14 protein-coding genes are annotated in these 15,833 nt (G+C 54.7%); 8 read left to right on the plus strand and 6 right to left on the minus strand.

What is annotated here, in order from left to right:
- Nucleotides 1-9: 9 nt before the first annotated feature.
- Entirely contained in the window at nucleotides 10-1,413 is a 1,404-nt protein-coding gene (gene ulaA, locus ACQZQY_RS03895; RefSeq protein ID WP_122097272.1) for a PTS ascorbate transporter subunit IIC, read from the minus strand.
- Nucleotides 1,414-1,819: 406 nt separating this feature from the next.
- Between ulaA and ulaG the strand changes: the two genes are divergently transcribed.
- From ulaG to glpD, 7 genes are all read left to right on the plus strand, one after another.
- Entirely contained in the window at nucleotides 1,820-2,884 is a 1,065-nt protein-coding gene (ulaG, locus tag ACQZQY_RS03900; RefSeq protein ID WP_431296640.1) for an L-ascorbate 6-phosphate lactonase, read from the plus strand.
- Nucleotides 2,885-3,021: 137 nt separating this feature from the next.
- Entirely contained in the window at nucleotides 3,022-3,777 is a 756-nt protein-coding gene (gene ulaR, locus ACQZQY_RS03905) for an HTH-type transcriptional regulator UlaR (protein ID WP_056775492.1), read from the plus strand.
- Between the two features lie 84 nt (nucleotides 3,778-3,861).
- A complete protein-coding gene (gene glpE / locus ACQZQY_RS03910; RefSeq protein WP_122097270.1) occupies nucleotides 3,862-4,182 on the plus strand; it encodes a thiosulfate sulfurtransferase GlpE in 321 nt (106 codons plus the stop codon).
- Between the two features lie 153 nt (nucleotides 4,183-4,335).
- Nucleotides 4,336-5,526, plus strand: coding sequence for a trans-sulfuration enzyme family protein (locus ACQZQY_RS03915; RefSeq protein WP_122097269.1), 1,191 nt, complete (start codon nucleotides 4,336-4,338; stop codon nucleotides 5,524-5,526).
- Between the two features lie 299 nt (nucleotides 5,527-5,825).
- Nucleotides 5,826-6,656, plus strand: a complete 831-nt coding sequence (glpG, locus tag ACQZQY_RS03920) for a rhomboid family intramembrane serine protease GlpG (RefSeq protein WP_056775501.1) — start codon at nucleotides 5,826-5,828, stop codon at nucleotides 6,654-6,656.
- Nucleotides 6,657-6,665: 9 nt separating this feature from the next.
- On the plus strand, nucleotides 6,666-7,424 hold the full coding sequence (locus ACQZQY_RS03925) for a DeoR/GlpR family transcriptional regulator (protein ID WP_056775505.1): 759 nt from the start codon (nucleotides 6,666-6,668) through the stop codon (nucleotides 7,422-7,424).
- 278 nt (nucleotides 7,425-7,702) lie between these two features.
- Complete coding sequence (gene glpD, locus ACQZQY_RS03930) at nucleotides 7,703-9,214, plus strand: glycerol-3-phosphate dehydrogenase (protein ID WP_056775507.1); 1,512 nt, start codon at nucleotides 7,703-7,705, stop codon at nucleotides 9,212-9,214.
- A gap of 71 nt (nucleotides 9,215-9,285) precedes the next feature.
- On the opposite strand, the gene gntR is transcribed toward glpD, so the two are convergent.
- From gntR to ACQZQY_RS03955, 5 genes are all read right to left on the minus strand, one after another.
- Nucleotides 9,286-10,281, minus strand: a complete 996-nt coding sequence (gene gntR, locus ACQZQY_RS03935) for a gluconate operon transcriptional repressor GntR (protein WP_431297150.1) — start codon at nucleotides 10,279-10,281, stop codon at nucleotides 9,286-9,288.
- Between the two features lie 106 nt (nucleotides 10,282-10,387).
- Entirely contained in the window at nucleotides 10,388-11,305 is a 918-nt protein-coding gene (locus ACQZQY_RS03940; RefSeq protein WP_056775512.1) for a LacI family DNA-binding transcriptional regulator, read from the minus strand.
- Nucleotides 11,306-11,333: 28 nt separating this feature from the next.
- Nucleotides 11,334-12,716: a glycoside hydrolase family 1 protein gene (locus ACQZQY_RS03945; protein WP_122097267.1), complete on the minus strand. Its 1,383-nt coding sequence runs from the start codon at nucleotides 12,714-12,716 to the stop codon at nucleotides 11,334-11,336.
- 25 nt (nucleotides 12,717-12,741) lie between these two features.
- Nucleotides 12,742-14,070: a PTS sugar transporter subunit IIC gene (locus tag ACQZQY_RS03950; protein WP_122097266.1), complete on the minus strand. Its 1,329-nt coding sequence runs from the start codon at nucleotides 14,068-14,070 to the stop codon at nucleotides 12,742-12,744.
- Nucleotides 14,067-14,390: a PTS sugar transporter subunit IIB gene (locus tag ACQZQY_RS03955; RefSeq protein WP_056775519.1), complete on the minus strand. Its 324-nt coding sequence runs from the start codon at nucleotides 14,388-14,390 to the stop codon at nucleotides 14,067-14,069. The genes ACQZQY_RS03950 and ACQZQY_RS03955 overlap by 4 nt, the downstream gene beginning before the upstream one ends.
- A 771-nt stretch (nucleotides 14,391-15,161) precedes the next feature.
- On the opposite strand from ACQZQY_RS03955, the gene ACQZQY_RS03960 reads away from it, so the two are divergent.
- The gene (locus tag ACQZQY_RS03960) at nucleotides 15,162-15,830 is read left to right on the plus strand and encodes an autotransporter outer membrane beta-barrel domain-containing protein (RefSeq protein WP_431296641.1); all 669 of its coding nucleotides are present in this window, start codon (nucleotides 15,162-15,164) and stop codon (nucleotides 15,828-15,830) included.
- Nucleotides 15,831-15,833: the final 3 nt, after the last annotated feature.

Below are 15,833 nucleotides of genomic sequence, written 5' to 3' on the forward strand. Positions count from 1 at the left end.
CCTCGTTGATTAATGTGAAGTGGATTGATTAAGCGTTTGTTTTTCCGCATCTTCTTCTGCGCGCAATGTGCGACCGGCGAAGAACATGTACAGCAGTGCGATCACCGCGATGATGCCCATAAAGGCCATGCCGATGCTGAAGAAGCCCTGCATCATTGGCGGTGCCAGAATCGACCAGTCAGCCATGCCCATCCAGGCACTCAGGCCGGTGAGTTTGATGGCCCAGACGCAGCCGAAGATTTCGATCATCCCCATCACCAGACAGATTTTCAGCGCTGCGCGCCAGCCGCCGAAGTGGTTGGCAAACACGCCGATGGTGGCGTTGGAGAAGAACATCGGGATGAAACCGGGGATGATCATGATGGATGAGCCGAGGCCAAACAGAATGGCGACGGCAATCAGCTGGCCGATGGTGCCCCACATAAAGCCCCAGACCACGGCGTTCGGCGCAAAGCTGTAGATTGCCGCGCAGTCGATCGCCAGAACGGCACCGGGAATTAAGCGTTGGGAGATGCCGTTAAAGGCTTCGGTCAGTTCAGCGACGAACATGCGTACGCCCTGAATAATGATGAAGATCGCCACCGCAAACATCAGACCGGTTTGCAGGATGTAAATCGTCCAGTGGGTTTTACCGGCCATCTGCTGCAGGGTATCAAGGCCGAAGGAGCACAGAATAATGCCGAAGAACACGGTCATCACGATGGCGGTTGAGACGATATTGTCGTGGAAGATATTCAGCCAGCCCGGCAGTTTCAGGTCTTCCACGCTCTCTTCTTTTTTACCGAGATAGGGCGCGATTTTACAGGCGATCCACGAGGCGAACTGCTGCTGATGCCCGATGGAGAAACCGCTGTTTTCCGTCACGGACTGCGTCGGTTTGTACATCATGTTCGACGTAATGCCCCAGTACAGCGACACCAGGATCGCCGTCGACCAGATGGTGGTCCACATCGGATAGCCCATGATGAAGAAGAACACCGCAATCAGCCCCGCCTGCTGGAACATGATGTGGCCGGTGAGCATGATGGTGCGAATGCCGGTAATACGGCGGAAAACCACCATCAGAATATTCAGCCCGAGGGCGATCAGCACCGCATAACCGACCCAGCTGTAAGCCTCGCCCATGCGCTCGACCGTCGCCATCATCGAGGCGTAGGTGTCAGAGATCGCACCGTTGATGTGGTAAACCTCTGAAAGTTTTGCCACCACCGGTTTAAAGGTGCCGGTCAGAATACCGGACCCCGCCTGCAACAACATAAAGCCGATAATGGTTTTAATGGTGCCTTTGATGATCACCGTCGCGCTCTTCCTGAGCAGGATGTAACCCAACATGGTCACAATACCCAGCAGCAACGGCGCGTTGGTCATTACCTGATTAAAAAATACGGTGAAGATGGTGTAGAGGAATTCCATAAGACTCTCCGTCTGACCTTGTTTGATCTTCCCGGCGCTGCACAACGCGCGGCGAAGTGAGGGACAGACGCACTCTAATGCTCACATCAAATCAGATAAAGATTCACAATGATTATTTGTGAGCAGTCTCGCAAGATATCGTCATCAGGGTAAATAGCCACCTGGCTTAAAAACCTCATATTCATGAATAATTTCAATATCATAATGACGTAATATCTTATTAAATAATGCGAATCCTGCTGAATACCCCTTCTCAAACGTTTTTATTCACGCTCAAAAAACCCGCCTTAAAATCATTGTCATGACACTTTTTCGGTGATAACTTCCTCACCAATAAATCATGATTAATCATTAAATGATTTATTATGACATCTTATTTCACACCCAACTCAGATGAGGGAATACCATGAGCAAAGTAGAAACGATCAGCCGCGAGTCCTGGATCCTCAGTACGTTCCCGGAATGGGGCACCTGGTTAAACGAAGAAATTGAGCAGGAAAAGGTCGCGCCGGGCACCTTTGCCATGTGGTGGCTGGGCTGTACGGGGATCTGGCTGAAATCTGAGGGCGGCGCGAATATCTGTGTCGATTTATGGTGCGGCGTCGGCAAGCAAAATCACAGCAGCCCGCTGATGAAAACCGGCCACCAGATGCAACGCATGGCCGGTGTGAAGAAGCTCCAGCCGAATCTGCGCACCACGCCGTTTGTGCTCGATCCCTTTGCGATCCGCGAGATCGACGCCGTACTTTCCACCCACGATCATAACGATCATATCGATGTGAACGTCGCCGCCGCCGTGATGCAAAACTGCGCTGCCGACGTCCCCTTTATCGGCCCGCAAACCTGCGTGGATTTGTGGATGAGCTGGGGCGTACCGGTTGAACGCTGCATCGTGATGACGCCGGGCAAAGTGGTCAGGATCAAAGATGTGGAAATTCACGCGCTGGATTCCTTCGACCGCACGGTGCTGATCACCCTGCCCGCCGATCAGAAAGCCGCAGGCGTGCTGCCGGACATGATGGATCAGCGTGCGGTGAATTATTTGTTCAAAACGCCGGGCGGAAACCTGTATCACAGCGGCGATTCACACTATTCCAACTACTACGCCAAACACGGCAACGAGTATCAGATTGACGTGGCGCTCGGCTCTTACGGCGAAAACCCGCGCGGCGTGACCGACAAAATGACCAGCGTGGATATGCTGCGCATGGCGGAATCCCTGAACACCAAAGTGGTCATTCCGTTCCATCACGATATCTGGTCGAATTTCCAGGCCGATCCGCAGGAAATCCGCGTGCTGTGGGAGATGAAAAAAGATCGCCTGAAATACGGCTTCAAGCCGTTTATCTGGCAGGTGGGTGGCAAATTTACTTACCCGAATGACAAAGACAATTTCGAATATCACTACCCGCGTGGATTCGACGACTGTTTCACCACAGAAACCGATTTGCCCTTTAAATCTTTCCTTTAAAATTATTTACTTAAAAGAGTCATGCATTCACAGCGGGGAAAGTATTCCCCGCTGGTTTTATCAGCAAATGATGATTGAATGCATTAAATGCTCGTTTATAATCACGCGGTAATCACCTATTTACCTGCGGAGCCACCATGACTGAGCCACAACGACACAACGCTATTCTCGATCTCCTGCAACGTCAGGGGCAGATTTCCGTCGCAGATGTGATTGATCAATTTGATATTTCACCGGCGACAGCGCGTCGTGACATCACCAAGCTCAACGAACTGGGGAAATTGCGTAAAGTGCGCAACGGCGCGGAAGCCGTTAATCAGCCACGCCAGAACTGGACACCGCTGAACATCCATCAGACCCACAACCTCAACGAAAAAATGCGCATCGCCAAAGCAGCAGCCGAACTGTGCCAGCCGGGTGAAAGCGTGGTGATTAACTGTGGCTCGACGGCGTTTCTGCTGGGCCGTGAAATGTGCGGAAAAGACATTCAGGTCATCACCAACTATCTGCCGCTGGCCAATTATCTGATTGAGCAGGAGCATGAGAGCGTGGTGATCATGGGCGGGCAGTACAATAAAAGTCAGTCGATTACGCTGGCCCCACAAGACGGCGATGCCAGCCTGTATGCCGGACACTGGATGTTCACCAGCGGCGCGGGGCTGACCACTGACGGCCTGTACAAAACCGATATGCTGACCGCGATGGCCGAGCAGAAGATGCTGAATTACGTCGGGAATTTAGCGGTGCTGGTCGACAGCAGCAAAATCGGCCAGCGCGCGGGTATGCTGTTCAGCCGCACCGAGCAAATCGATGTGCTCATCACCGGCAAAGAAGCGAACGGCGACATCATCGGGCAGTTACGCCAGAAAGGCGTGAAAGTGATCCTGGTTTAACGCTTACCCCTTCTCTTTGTCTGGTCTTCGTCGTGCAATTATTGGGTAGAATGACGACATCACCTTTTATGAGGCACGACCAGAATGGAACAATTTGAAGCAATCAGCGTAGAACTTGCGCATTCCCGCCTGACCTCCGGCGAAGCCGTGATGGTCGATATCCGTGACCCTCAGACGTTCGGCGCGGGTCACGCCCCCGGCGCGTTCCATCTGAGCAACGACAGTATGCGTGCATTCATGGAACAGGCCGATGCCAAAAAACCGGTGCTGGTGATGTGCTATCACGGCATCAGCAGTCGCGGAGCAGCACAGTTCCTGATTGGTCAGGGTTTCGAATCGGTCTACAGCGTTGACGGCGGCTTTGAAGCCTGGTCGAAAACCTTTCCGCACGATATCGAAGCCTGATTTTCTCCCCGTTACCCCCTTGTTCTTTTCCGGCGCAGACTAGGCTGTTTATAACCAGCTTGATCAGTTTGCGCCGAAAATGTTCTTAAGTTGAAAAAGCTACCTTTCTTTAGTCTTGATATAATTTCCGCCTACTATCGACAGGATTTCAAGATGAAAAATCTGAACACTTCACGTTCTCTAGGGATGCGCACCCTCGCCGTTCATGGCGGCCAGCAGCCTGATGCCCAGACCGGCGCCGTCGCGACGCCTATCACGGCCTCTTCTGCATTTTCGTATCCTGATTTCGACAGCGGTGCTCGCCGTTTCAGCGGTGAAGAGCCGGGCTATATGTACAGCCGTTTCGCCAATCCGACGGTCAGCGTTTTCGAACAAAAACTGGCGGCGCTCGAAGGCGCGGAAACCGCTGTGGCCTGCGCAAGTGGCATGGCGGCCATCAGCGCCACGCTGTTTGCCCTGCTGGTTCCCGGCGATGAAATCATTCATATCGGCACGCTGTATGGCGGCACCGAAGGCGTGGTGCGTAACCTGCTGCCGCGCTATGGCATCAAACCGGTTCACGTCACCGATGTGAGCGGGCTGGAAGCGGCATTCACGGCAAACACCAAAGTGGTGCTGGTGGAAACCCCTGCCAATCCGGGGCTGGATATCGCCGATCTGGCCGAAATCGCCCGCCTGTCCAAAGCCGCAGGCGCGGTGAGTGTGGCGGATAACACCTTTGCCACGCCGTACCTGACGCGTCCGCTGGAATTGGGCATTGATATCGTTCTGCACTCCGCCACCAAATACATCAGCGGTCACGGCGATGCGACCGGCGGCGTGGTGGCCGGTTCTGCGGCGTTAATCACCCCAATCCGCACCCTGAGCCTGAAACAGTTCGGCGGTTGCCTCAGCCCGTTCGAAGCCAGTTTGCTGATCCGGGGTTTGAAAACGCTGCCGCTGCGCGTGGAAGCCAGTTCCCTCAGCGCGCAGGCGGTGGCGGAGTTCCTCGACGGCCACAGCGCGGTCGACACGGTGTTCTATCCGGGGCTGAAACAGCATCCGGGGCACGCCACGGCATCGAAACAAATGAAACTGTTTGGCGGGATCATGGCGATTGAGCTGAAAGGCGGGCTGAACGCCGCACGCACTTTCCTCGATAAGCTGAGCATCATCACGCAGGCGGTGTCGCTCGGCGATACTGACTCGCTGGCCTGCCATCCGGCGTCCACCACCCACAGCGCCGTCGCGCCGGAGATCCGCCGTCAGAGCGGGATCACCGACGGGCTGGTGCGTATCAGCATCGGTATCGAAGACACCGAAGACCTGATCGCCGATCTGGCGCAGGCGCTGGAAGGGTTGTAAGCAAACGGGTAATGAATATGCCGGTTTCTGTCATTATTATGGCGAAAATCGGCATTTATCGTCAGAATATTAGCGTTTTGGCTTCCATCAATCAGGGTTGTTATTTCTGTCTGTTTCATCAGATCTCGATCTATCTCACACCCGCGTTATTTTATTGTTCACCGCTGGCCACACAGCATTCCTAAATTCCCCTCGTTTACCCGTCTGACGTTATAATCGACTTCCCTCACGCTGGCAGATAAGGTATTGCCCTAAAATGACGGCAACAAATCAAACAATTAGGGAAACCGCTTAACGCTATGGTGCGCATTCTTAACCTGAACAACCCCCGCCTCGCTCAGGCGTTTGTCGATTACATGGCAACGCAGGGTTTTACGCTGACGACGAAACACGAAAGTCAGGAAGTGCAGATCTGGCTGGAAGATGAATCCCGTCTGGAAGAAGCAGAAAAACAGGTCGCGCTGTTTGTGCGCGATCCGCTGCATCCGCGTTATCAGGAGGCCAGCTGGAAAACCGGCAAAACGCAGCCACATTTAAAAATGTCGCACGCGCCTTTCCTTAAAAGCCTGCGCAGCCGCGCCGGGCCGCTGACCATCGGCATGATCGTCCTGAGTCTTGCGGTGTTTATCCTGCAACAAATGGTGGGCGATCAGCTGGTGATGAGCTGGCTGGCCTGGCCTGACAGTTCCCGCATGTTCCAGGTGTGGCGCTGGTTCACGCCCGCGCTGATGAATTTCTCGTTTATCGCCTTACTGATTAATCTGGCCTGGTGGTGGTATCTTGCCAGCCAGATTGAAATGCATCTGGGCAGCGGCAAGCTGTTTACCGTGACGCTGATTTCCGCACTGATCAGCGGCTGGGGTCAGTCGATGGTGAGCGGTATCTGGTTTGGCGGTCTGTCCGGCGTGGTTTATGCGCTGATGGGCTATGCGTGGCTGACCGGCCAGTTAAAACCGGAAAGTCGTTTGTACGTTCCCGGCGGATTGCTGGTCATTTCGCTGATTTTCATGTTCATTGGTTACGCAACCGGCGGTGCTGCTGTGGCGAATGCCGCACACGCATTTGGTCTGGGTCTTGGCCTGGTGATGGCATTTGTTGATACGCGCACACCGCGCAAAAAAAGCAAGTAGGGGATTCGGGTGAAACAAACACAACGCCATGATGCGATTATCGATCTCGTCCGTCAGCAGGGTTACGTCAGCACGGAAGAGCTGGTGGAGCACTTCGCCGTCAGCCCGCAAACTATCCGTCGTGATCTGAACGATTTGGCCGAACAGAACAAAATTCATCGCCATCACGGCGGCGCAGCCTTGCCGTCGAGTTCGGTGAATGCGGCCTATAACGACCGTAAAGTGATGTGGTCGGAAGCGAAAGCGCGCATCGCCGAACGCGTTGCCAGCCAGATCCCCGACGGTTCAACGCTGTTTATCGATATCGGCACCACGCCGGAAGCCGTGGCGCACGCGTTGCTCAACCATAAAGATCTGCGCATCGTCACCAACAACCTGAACGTGGCAACGCTGCTGAGCGCCAAAGACGATTTCCGCCTGTTCCTCGCCGGGGGGGAAGTTCGCGCCCGCGACGGCGGCATCATGGGTGAAGCCACGCTCGATTTCATCTCCCAGTTCCGTCTTGATTACGGCATTCTCGGCATCAGCGGCATCGATATGGACGGCTCGCTGCTTGAATTCGATTATCACGAAGCGCGAACCAAACGCGCGATTATCGAAAACTCCCGCTGCGTGATGCTGGTGACCGACCATTCCAAATTTGGCCGTAACGCCATGGTAAATCTCGGCAAAATGGATTTAATCCACTATCTGTTTACCGATAAACTGCCGCCGGACAGCGTGAAACAGATCATCGACAAGTACGACGTTCAGCTCGAACTCTGCTGATTTCCCTGCTTTTTCTGGAGCGCCGCGCGGGCGCTCCCGCTTTTCCCTTCTCCTCCCTGCCCTTTTAAAACGAACAATTGCGAAACATTCCACTCTTTGCCGCGTTCGGTTTCGTTCTCTTCTTGCCGTTTTGCTCGAAACCGACACAAAAATGTTACCTTCATCACGCATAATTGTTTTTATTTGGTTAACGCTTGGCTTGTTTGACGATTCTCGATTACAATCGTGAGCGAAAACGAACATAAAAGAGCTATTGCGAACATCTGGAGGAAGATGACGTGGAAACCAAAGACTTGATCGTAATTGGTGGCGGTATTAATGGTACCGGCATCGCAGTAGATGCAGCTGGCCGCGGGCTGTCTGTTCTGCTGCTTGAAGCGCAAGACTTGGCCTGCGCGACCTCTTCGGCCAGTTCTAAATTGATCCACGGTGGCCTGCGCTATCTGGAACATTACGAATTCCGTCTGGTCAGCGAAGCGCTGGCTGAACGTGAAGTGCTGTTGAAAATGGCACCGCATATTGCCTTCCCGATGCGTTTCCGTTTACCGCATCAGCCGCATTTGCGCCCGGCCTGGATGATCCGCGCCGGTCTGTTCCTGTATGACCATCTGGGCAAGCGCACCAGCCTGCCGGCCAGCAAAGGCCTGAAATTTGGCAGCGAATCGGTGCTCAAACCTGAACTGACCAAAGGTTTTGAATACTCAGACTGCTGGGTCGATGACGCGCGTTTAGTGGTCGTCAACGCTCAGGAAGTGGAAGAGCGCGGCGGCGAAGTCCGTACCCGCACCCGCGTGACCCGTGCATGGCGTGAAGACGGTTTGTGGATGGTCGAAGCCGAAGATATCGACACCGGCAAAACCTTCACCTGGCGCGCCAAAGGCCTGGTGAACGCCACCGGTCCGTGGGTCAAACATTTCTTCGACGACGGTCTGAAACTGAAATCGCCGTACGGCATTCGTCTGATCAAAGGCAGCCACATTGTGGTGCCGCGTGCGCACAATCAGCCGCAGGCCTACATTCTGCAAAACGAAGATCACCGCATTGTGTTTGTGATCCCGTGGCTGGATGAGTTCTCGATCATCGGCACCACCGACGTGGAATACCACGGCGATCCGAAAGACGTGAAAATCGATGATAAAGAAGTGGGTTATCTGCTGAAAGTGTACAACGACCACTTTAAGAAACAGCTGACCACCGAAGACATCGTCTGGACTTACTCCGGCGTGCGTCCGCTGTGTGATGACGAATCGGATTCACCGCAGGCAGTGACCCGTGATTACACCCTCGACGTTCACGATCAGGACGGCAAAGCGCCGCTGCTTTCCGTGTTCGGCGGCAAGCTGACCACCTACCGTAAACTGGCAGAACATGCGCTGGAAAAACTCGGCAAATACTACCCGAAAGCAGGCCCGGCATGGACCAAAACGGCGGTACTGCCCGGCGGGAAGCTGAACGGCGATCGTGATACTTACAGCGCCAATCTGCGCAGCCGCTTCAAATGGTTGCCGGAAACCCTGGCTCGCCGTTATGCCCGCACTTACGGCAGCCAGACGGAGTTGTTCCTGTCTGACGCCACCAGCATTGAATCGCTGGGTGAAGATTTTGGTCACGGGTTCTATGAAGCAGAGTTGCGCTATCTGGTGGAAAAAGAGTGGGTGAGCGAACTGGATGATGCGATCTGGCGGCGTACCAAACTCGGCATGTGGCTGGATAAATCTCAGCAACAGCGCGTCGCCGGGTGGCTGCAAACCTACAAACAGCAGAAAAGACATTTGTCACTGGCGTCATAAACGCGCCTGCAAATAAACACTGCTCAATCCCCGGCCACTTCGCCGGGGATTTTTTTATCTGCGCGCAGGGCTCAGATACTGCCGCCCGCTGAAATTGTAAAGCCGACATCCACCATGCGCGGGACGACGTTCTCACCGCGTAACCTCGCCAGCAGACGTTCGGCGGAGATCTGCCCCATTCTCTCACGCGGTGTCAGCACACTTGCCAGCGGCGGTTCCATCGCCTGTCCCATGTTGTGACCATGGAAACCGGCGATCGCCATTTGTGACGGGATTTTCAGCCCCTGACGCTGGCATTCGAAGAATGCGCCTGCCGCAAGGTCATCGTTGGTGCAGAAAATACTGTCGATTTGCGGCCAGTCTTTTTGCGCCTGACGCAATAATTCCGCCCCCGCGCTGTAACTCGATGACCGGCTGGTCATCACGCTGTAAGGCTCCAGCCCGGTTTCACGCATCGCCTGCTCGTAACCCTGCTGCTTGATAAGGGTGCGTTCGTCCTGACGTGCGCCGAAATACACCACATGGCGGTGGCCGCGCGCGATGATTTGCTGGGTCATTTGCCGCGCCGCTTCAAAGTTGTTGAATCCGACCGCCAGATCGACGCACGGTGAGACGCAATCCATCATTTCCACCACCGGAATACCGGCGACTTCAATCATTTTCAGCGTACGTGCGGTGTGATGACGCTCCGATAAAATCAGCCCGTCGATATTGTAAGAAAGCAGCGAGGTCAGACGCTGTTCTTCGCGCTCCTGACTGTAGCCGTAGTGCGCCAGCATGGTCTGATAACCGTGAATATCCGTGACGCTTTCGATGCCGCGCAGCACTTCGGCGAACACCTGATTGGTCAGTGACGGCAGCAGCACGCCGATGGCGCGGCTTTTGGCATTCGACAGAATGTCCGGAGCGCGGTTGGGGATGTAACCCAGTTCATCGAGAGCGGCCGAAATCTTTTCCTGCAACGCGCCGGAAACCTGTTCGGGGTTGCGTAAGTAACGGCTGACCGTCATTTTGGTCACGCCCACTTTATCGGCCACATCCTGGAGTACGGGTCTTTTTTTCTTCATAGTCGTCAAAGGGATGTGCCGCTGAAAGGGGTTAAGGGATCAGGGAGTTATGGTAGCAAACATTCGCGCAGGCGGATATCCGTTGCTGCGCGACATGCGAGGCGGGTCAGGCAGGCAGACAAAGCTGCCCGCGAACCGGCTCGCCGGTGTTCGCTGAAAACTGTCCGGTAAGCAACGCCATCGCTCTTTGCGCCAGCGTTTCCAGCGGATAAGCGATAGCCGGCACCGCCGAAGCGCCCGGTGGCAGCGTGCTGTCGAGGCTGAACACCATCACGGCCTGCGGCACCGCGCGCCCCAGCTGGGTAAGCTGGCGTAACGCGTCCTGTGCGGTGGCATCGTCTGGCACCAGCAGCGCATTGAACGGGACATTCTGCGCCAGCAACTGCGTGAGCGCGTGTTCTCCGCTGTGGACCAGCCGCCGGTCATAAGGCAGTAAGAATTTTTCCAGCGCCAGATGGTAGCCCTGAAGCACCTGCCCCGCGGCCTCGCTGTTTTCAAAGTTAATCAGTGCAATCTGTCGGCGCCCCTGCTGCAACACATACTGGCAGGCGGTTTCGGTAGCAAAGCTGCGGTCAAAATGAATGCTGCGCCCGGAATCTGCGTCCAGGCAATCAATGGTAATGACGTTGTCGGGCAGCGCAGGCAGGGCGAAGCGCGCGCCAATCACAATCATGGCATCGCAAAGCCCGCGACCGATTTCATCCACGGAATGGGCAAGGCTGGCGGCATCGGTGGCGAATCTCAACAGTAAATACTTTTGATTGAGCCTCAGCTCTTTTTCCAGCGCGTGCAGATAGCCGGTGCTCTGATTGATATTTTCTGCCGCGCAAATCACGCCGATGCAGCCGGTAGACTGCGTGGAGAGCGACTGCGCAATCATGCTGGGTTTGTATTGCAGTGTTTCCACCGCCTGCATCACGGCCAGGCGGCTTTCTTCTTTTACTCCGCGGCTGCCACTCAGGACACGGGAAACCGTCGCTTTCGAGACGTTTGCCAGCCGCGAAACGTCGTTAATGTTTGCCATGTCTTTCCTTGCGTCACCGCGTTAAGGGTTAGTCGAAACCGTGATGTTTAGCGACCTGCGCGAACCATTCGCCACTCTTTTTCACTGTCCGTTTTTGCGTGTCGAGATCCAGTTGCACAAAGCCATAACGGTTTTTGTACGCATTCATCCACGACCAGCAATCGATAAACGTCCACATATGGTAGCCGAGACAGCCGCTGCCTTCCTGCAACGCCCGGTGCAGCCATTTCAGATGCCCGCTGACAAACTCGATGCGGTAATCGTCGTCAATCCGGCCCTCTTTTTCGAAGCGCAGTTCGTGCTCCACGCCCATGCCGTTTTCGGAAATGAAACAGCGCGGGTTGCCGTAGTTTTCGCGCAGATTGGTCAGAATATCGTAAATGCCCTGCTCGTAAATTTCCCAGCCACGGTGCGGGTTCATCTTACGCCCCGGCATGACGTAGTTGTCAAAGAACCATTCCGGCATAAACGGACTTTCCGGATTCACCATACTGTCGCGGCACTGAATGCGGCGCGGCTGGTAATAGTTGATGCCGAGTAAATCCACCACGCCCTGCTGCAACAGCTCTTTGTCTCCCTGCTGACAGGCCGGGAGCTGATCGTGTTTTTTCAGCAACTCCACCAGTTCCTGCGGATATTCGCCGCGCAGTGCCGGGTCGAGGAAGCTGCGGTTAAACATCAAATCCGCAATGTTCGCGGCTTTCAGGTCAGCCGGGTTTTGCGAGCGCGGATAAGACGGCGTCAGGTTGAGAATGATGCCGATTTCGCCGCCAAGGTTGCGGGCGCGGTACGCTTTCACCGCCCGCGAGTGCGCCAGCATGGTGTGATAGGCAACGGTGGCCGCACGTTTGAAATCCACCACGTTCGGATAGTGGAAATCATACAGGTAGCCGCCTTCGACTGGCACCACCGGCTCATTGAAGGTAAACCAGTGTTTCACGCGGTCGCCGAATAACTCAAAACAGGTATCGGCATAAGTTTCATACGCCTGCACCACGTCGCGGTTTTCCCAGCCGCCGATTTCCTGCATCGCCATGGGCATGTCGAAGTGGAAAAGGTTGATGAACGGCTGCACGCCCTGCGCCAGCATTTCGTCAATCACCTGATTGTAGAACGCCACCGCTTCCGGGTTGACGGCGCCACGCCCGTTGGGGATCAGGCGCGCCCAGGAAATAGAGGTTCGGAAAGTATTGTGGTTCAGCTGTTTCAGCAGCGCGATATCCTCGCGCCAGTTTTTATAAAACGTCGATGTGTCCTGCGGGCCGACGTCGCCGTGAAAACGTGTCGGTTGCTGCGAATACCAGTGATCCCAGACCGTGGCGCTTTTACCGTGACTGAGGGTTTCCCCCTCCGTTTGCGGCGCTGAGCTGGCACTGCCCCACCAGAATTCTTTTGGAAATTGATATTTCATCGTCATCCTCGCTGTCCGTTAGCTTTTAGCTGTTTGCTGGCACGGCGTTACCCGCCGTTTGTGTCGTAGCCTTTTCCGCTTCCTGTTTCAGCAACGTACGTTCGTAAGCTTTCAGGAACGGGTAATACATTACTGCCGATAACACCATACAGAAAAGACACATAATTACCGGGCTGAACGCCCAATTTGCGGCCCATGACGCACCAATTGGCGCCGGTGTCGTCCAGGGTGTGAGCGACACCACTTGCGCTACCCAGCCGAGTTTTGTGGCGGTATAGGCGAAGATGGCGTTGAGCATCGGGACCAGTGTGAACGGCAGGAAAAACACCGGATTCATGATAATCGGCGTACCGAAGAGAATCGGTTCATTGATGTTAAAGAAGCTCGGCACCACCCCCATTTTACCGATGGTACGCAGATGCACCGCCTTGCTGCACAGCAGCAGGATCGCCAGCGGCAGGGTCGAGCCGACGCCGCCAATCAGCAAATAGTGATCCCAGAATCCTTGCAGATAGATATGCGGCAGTGGCGCACCGGCCTGTAATGCCGTCTGGTTCAGCGCCAGATTGGTCATCCAGAACGGATTCATGATGCCGGTAACAATCAGCGCACCATGAATACCCGCAAACCACAGCACCTGGCAGATAAACACCGAAATCAAAATCGCCGGCAGAGAATCGGAGGCAGAAACCAGCGGCGCCAGCAGGTGCATGATCGCTTCGGGAATAATCATCCCGGTGGTGGACTGAATAAACAGGTTCAGCGGATGCAGCGTGGCGACAATCACAATCACCGGGATCAGAATTTCAAAAGAACGCGCCACGCCGGTGGGCACTTCTTTCGGCAGGCGGATGGTGATGTTGCGGCGTTTGAGCAGCGCATAGACTTCGGCGGCATAAATAGCCGTCAGGATCGCAGTGAATATGCCTTCGCCGGAGAAATATTGGGTGGAAATTTGTTTGTCATGATAGGGCGCGGCGACCAGCAGAAAAGCCATAAACGCCAGCAAACCGGTCATGATCGGGTCAAGTTTATAGTGTTTGCCAAGGCTGGCACCGATACCGACCGAGATGAAAAAGGTCATCACGCCCATGCTCAGATACCACGGCAGCATCAGCTGTTCGCGGTATTTCAGCGACAGATCCAGCCAGCCGCGGGCAAAACCGTTGGTGGTGTCGGGGGAAAAAGGCGGGAAGATAAACACCAGCATAAATGAGCCGATGATCATAAACGGCAGCGCGGCGATAAAGCCGTCGCGGATCGCAATCACATGCCGCTGCTGGCCGACGCTGCCGGCCAGTGGCGTGATGTGCTTTTCGATCACGTTCACCATCGCCTGATAAAGGCCACTCATACGCGGCTTCCTTCCTGGGCGATCAGGCCGTAAGCGAAGTCCAGCACGTTGTCGCCGCGCTGCATGCCGTAATCCATCATATTGATGGTTTCGACCGGAATATTAAATTCTGCTGCCTTTGCCGATAAATCGGCCTGCATGTAGCGCACCTGCGGCCCGAGCAGCACCACCTGATAGTCACGGAATTTTTCGTCAAACTCGCTGGCACCAAACGCCTCGATCTGTACCTCTTCGCCCCGCGCGGCAGCGGCCTCTTTCATTTTGCGAACTAACAAACTGGTCGACATCCCCGCCGAACAACAAAGCATGATTCTTTTCATTTTGCTTCACTCCCAGATAATTAATGTTCTGCCCGTTTTCTCTTGCCGAAGATATTTGAGTCTCTTTGGAAACCGGTTTCCATGACTGAAAGGGTGGAATGAGAGCATGCTCATAAAATCGGGACAGCGTCGTATCAGGCTGTGAAAAGCGTCACGAAGTTGAATAAATTCTCAGCATCTTTTTAGAGAAAGGACTATGCCGCCGCGTTGCGCAAAATGCGTTGAGTTAAGAAACTCACCGGTAATCATTGTTTTTTTTGCCCGGCTAAAATTCCTCACACCGGGCTGTGATGCCCGTGGTGCCTGACATTTTTATCTCTGATGCAGTGTGATTAGCCTTGCGCAAAAAACAGACTATATTGAGCCGCCTTATCCGATGACATCAGGGCAGACAGGCAGGCGAACTCATGACGACTTCAGGCAAAACCCTCACTTTTACCGCCTTTACGCTGCTGTTTATTCTGGGCAGAACGGTCAGTTTTGCGCTGCATGAAAGCTGTGTACAGGCCGCTGACCCGCAACCGGCGCAAAATGCCTACGTCACGGCGCCTTACCTCAACCGGGAATATGGCTTTAAAACGGTGGGAACTTACCTTGAACGGCAGAGTAATGCGTCGAAAAATCGCGAAAACGGCACCTGGGGTTTACTCGGCGGCAGCCATAACGCGGATGTCACGGATACCCGCTATCGCGCGTCGAATATCTGGTTTGCGCAAATCGGCAGAGATCTGTTTCAGGAAGAAAAACCGGACGGGGAGCACCGCCGCCGGGGTGATCGTCACACTGGGCAATCAGACCACCGATACCAAAGACAGCGCGCTGAGGCTTATCGGGCAGGCGCTCAGTACCGGCAATATTTCGACGGCATCGGCGGGCATTGGCGGGTATTACAGCGCGGTGACATCAGAAGGCGGCTACCTGAATGTCGTTAACCAGAACACCTTTTATCGCGAGGACTTATCGGAAAAACGCAACGCCGCGCAGAAAGGTTATGGCTCGACGCTCTCCGTCGAGATCGGCAAGCCTTACCGTGTGGCCGACAACTGGAGGCTTGAACCGCAGGCGCAGTTTGTCGCTCAGCATCTGCATCTGGATTCGTTCAACACGCTCAGCCAACGCATTCAGCCCATCGATCAAAACAGCGGCCAGGTGCGCGGCGGCTTGCGGATTTTCCGTCAGACAGAACGCAACACCTCTTCCCTGACGCCCTATTTTCACATTGATCTGGTGGGTAACGTCGGAGATAAATCGGCAGTGACCATCAATACGGTTGAAATCGAGCCACCGACGACGGAACGTTGGGTGCAGGACGGCGTGGGCCTGACCGCGACGCTGTCAAAACGCGTGGCATTTTTCAGTGACATCACCCATTACCGAAATTTAAGCCTGCCGGGGATGGGATATCAGGGGCAACTGGGCATTAACGTCAGCTTCAGATAACAG

Origin of the sequence: Rahnella sp. PAMC25559 (assembly GCF_050632365.1) — a bacterium.
Taxonomy (GTDB): Bacteria; Pseudomonadota; Gammaproteobacteria; order Enterobacterales; family Enterobacteriaceae; genus Rahnella; species Rahnella rivi.

What these genes read in the sequence shown, in the direction of transcription:
- ulaA (WP_122097272.1), bottom strand. Translation starts at nt 1,413, where the DNA reads ATGGAATTCCTCTACACCATCTTCACCGTATTTTTTAATCAGGTAATG.
- ulaG (WP_431296640.1), top strand. Translation starts at nt 1,820, where the DNA reads ATGAGCAAAGTAGAAACGATCAGCCGCGAGTCCTGGATCCTCAGTACG.
- ulaR (WP_056775492.1), top strand. Translation starts at nt 3,022, where the DNA reads ATGACTGAGCCACAACGACACAACGCTATTCTCGATCTCCTGCAACGT.
- glpE (WP_122097270.1), top strand. Translation starts at nt 3,862, where the DNA reads ATGGAACAATTTGAAGCAATCAGCGTAGAACTTGCGCATTCCCGCCTG.
- ACQZQY_RS03915 (WP_122097269.1), top strand. Translation starts at nt 4,336, where the DNA reads ATGAAAAATCTGAACACTTCACGTTCTCTAGGGATGCGCACCCTCGCC.
- glpG (WP_056775501.1), top strand. Translation starts at nt 5,826, where the DNA reads ATGGTGCGCATTCTTAACCTGAACAACCCCCGCCTCGCTCAGGCGTTT.
- gntR (WP_431297150.1), bottom strand. Translation starts at nt 10,281, where the DNA reads ATGAAGAAAAAAAGACCCGTACTCCAGGATGTGGCCGATAAAGTGGGC.
- ACQZQY_RS03940 (WP_056775512.1), bottom strand. Translation starts at nt 11,305, where the DNA reads ATGGCAAACATTAACGACGTTTCGCGGCTGGCAAACGTCTCGAAAGCG.
- ACQZQY_RS03945 (WP_122097267.1), bottom strand. Translation starts at nt 12,716, where the DNA reads ATGAAATATCAATTTCCAAAAGAATTCTGGTGGGGCAGTGCCAGCTCA.
- ACQZQY_RS03950 (WP_122097266.1), bottom strand. Translation starts at nt 14,070, where the DNA reads ATGAGTGGCCTTTATCAGGCGATGGTGAACGTGATCGAAAAGCACATC.
- ACQZQY_RS03955 (WP_056775519.1), bottom strand. Translation starts at nt 14,390, where the DNA reads ATGAAAAGAATCATGCTTTGTTGTTCGGCGGGGATGTCGACCAGTTTG.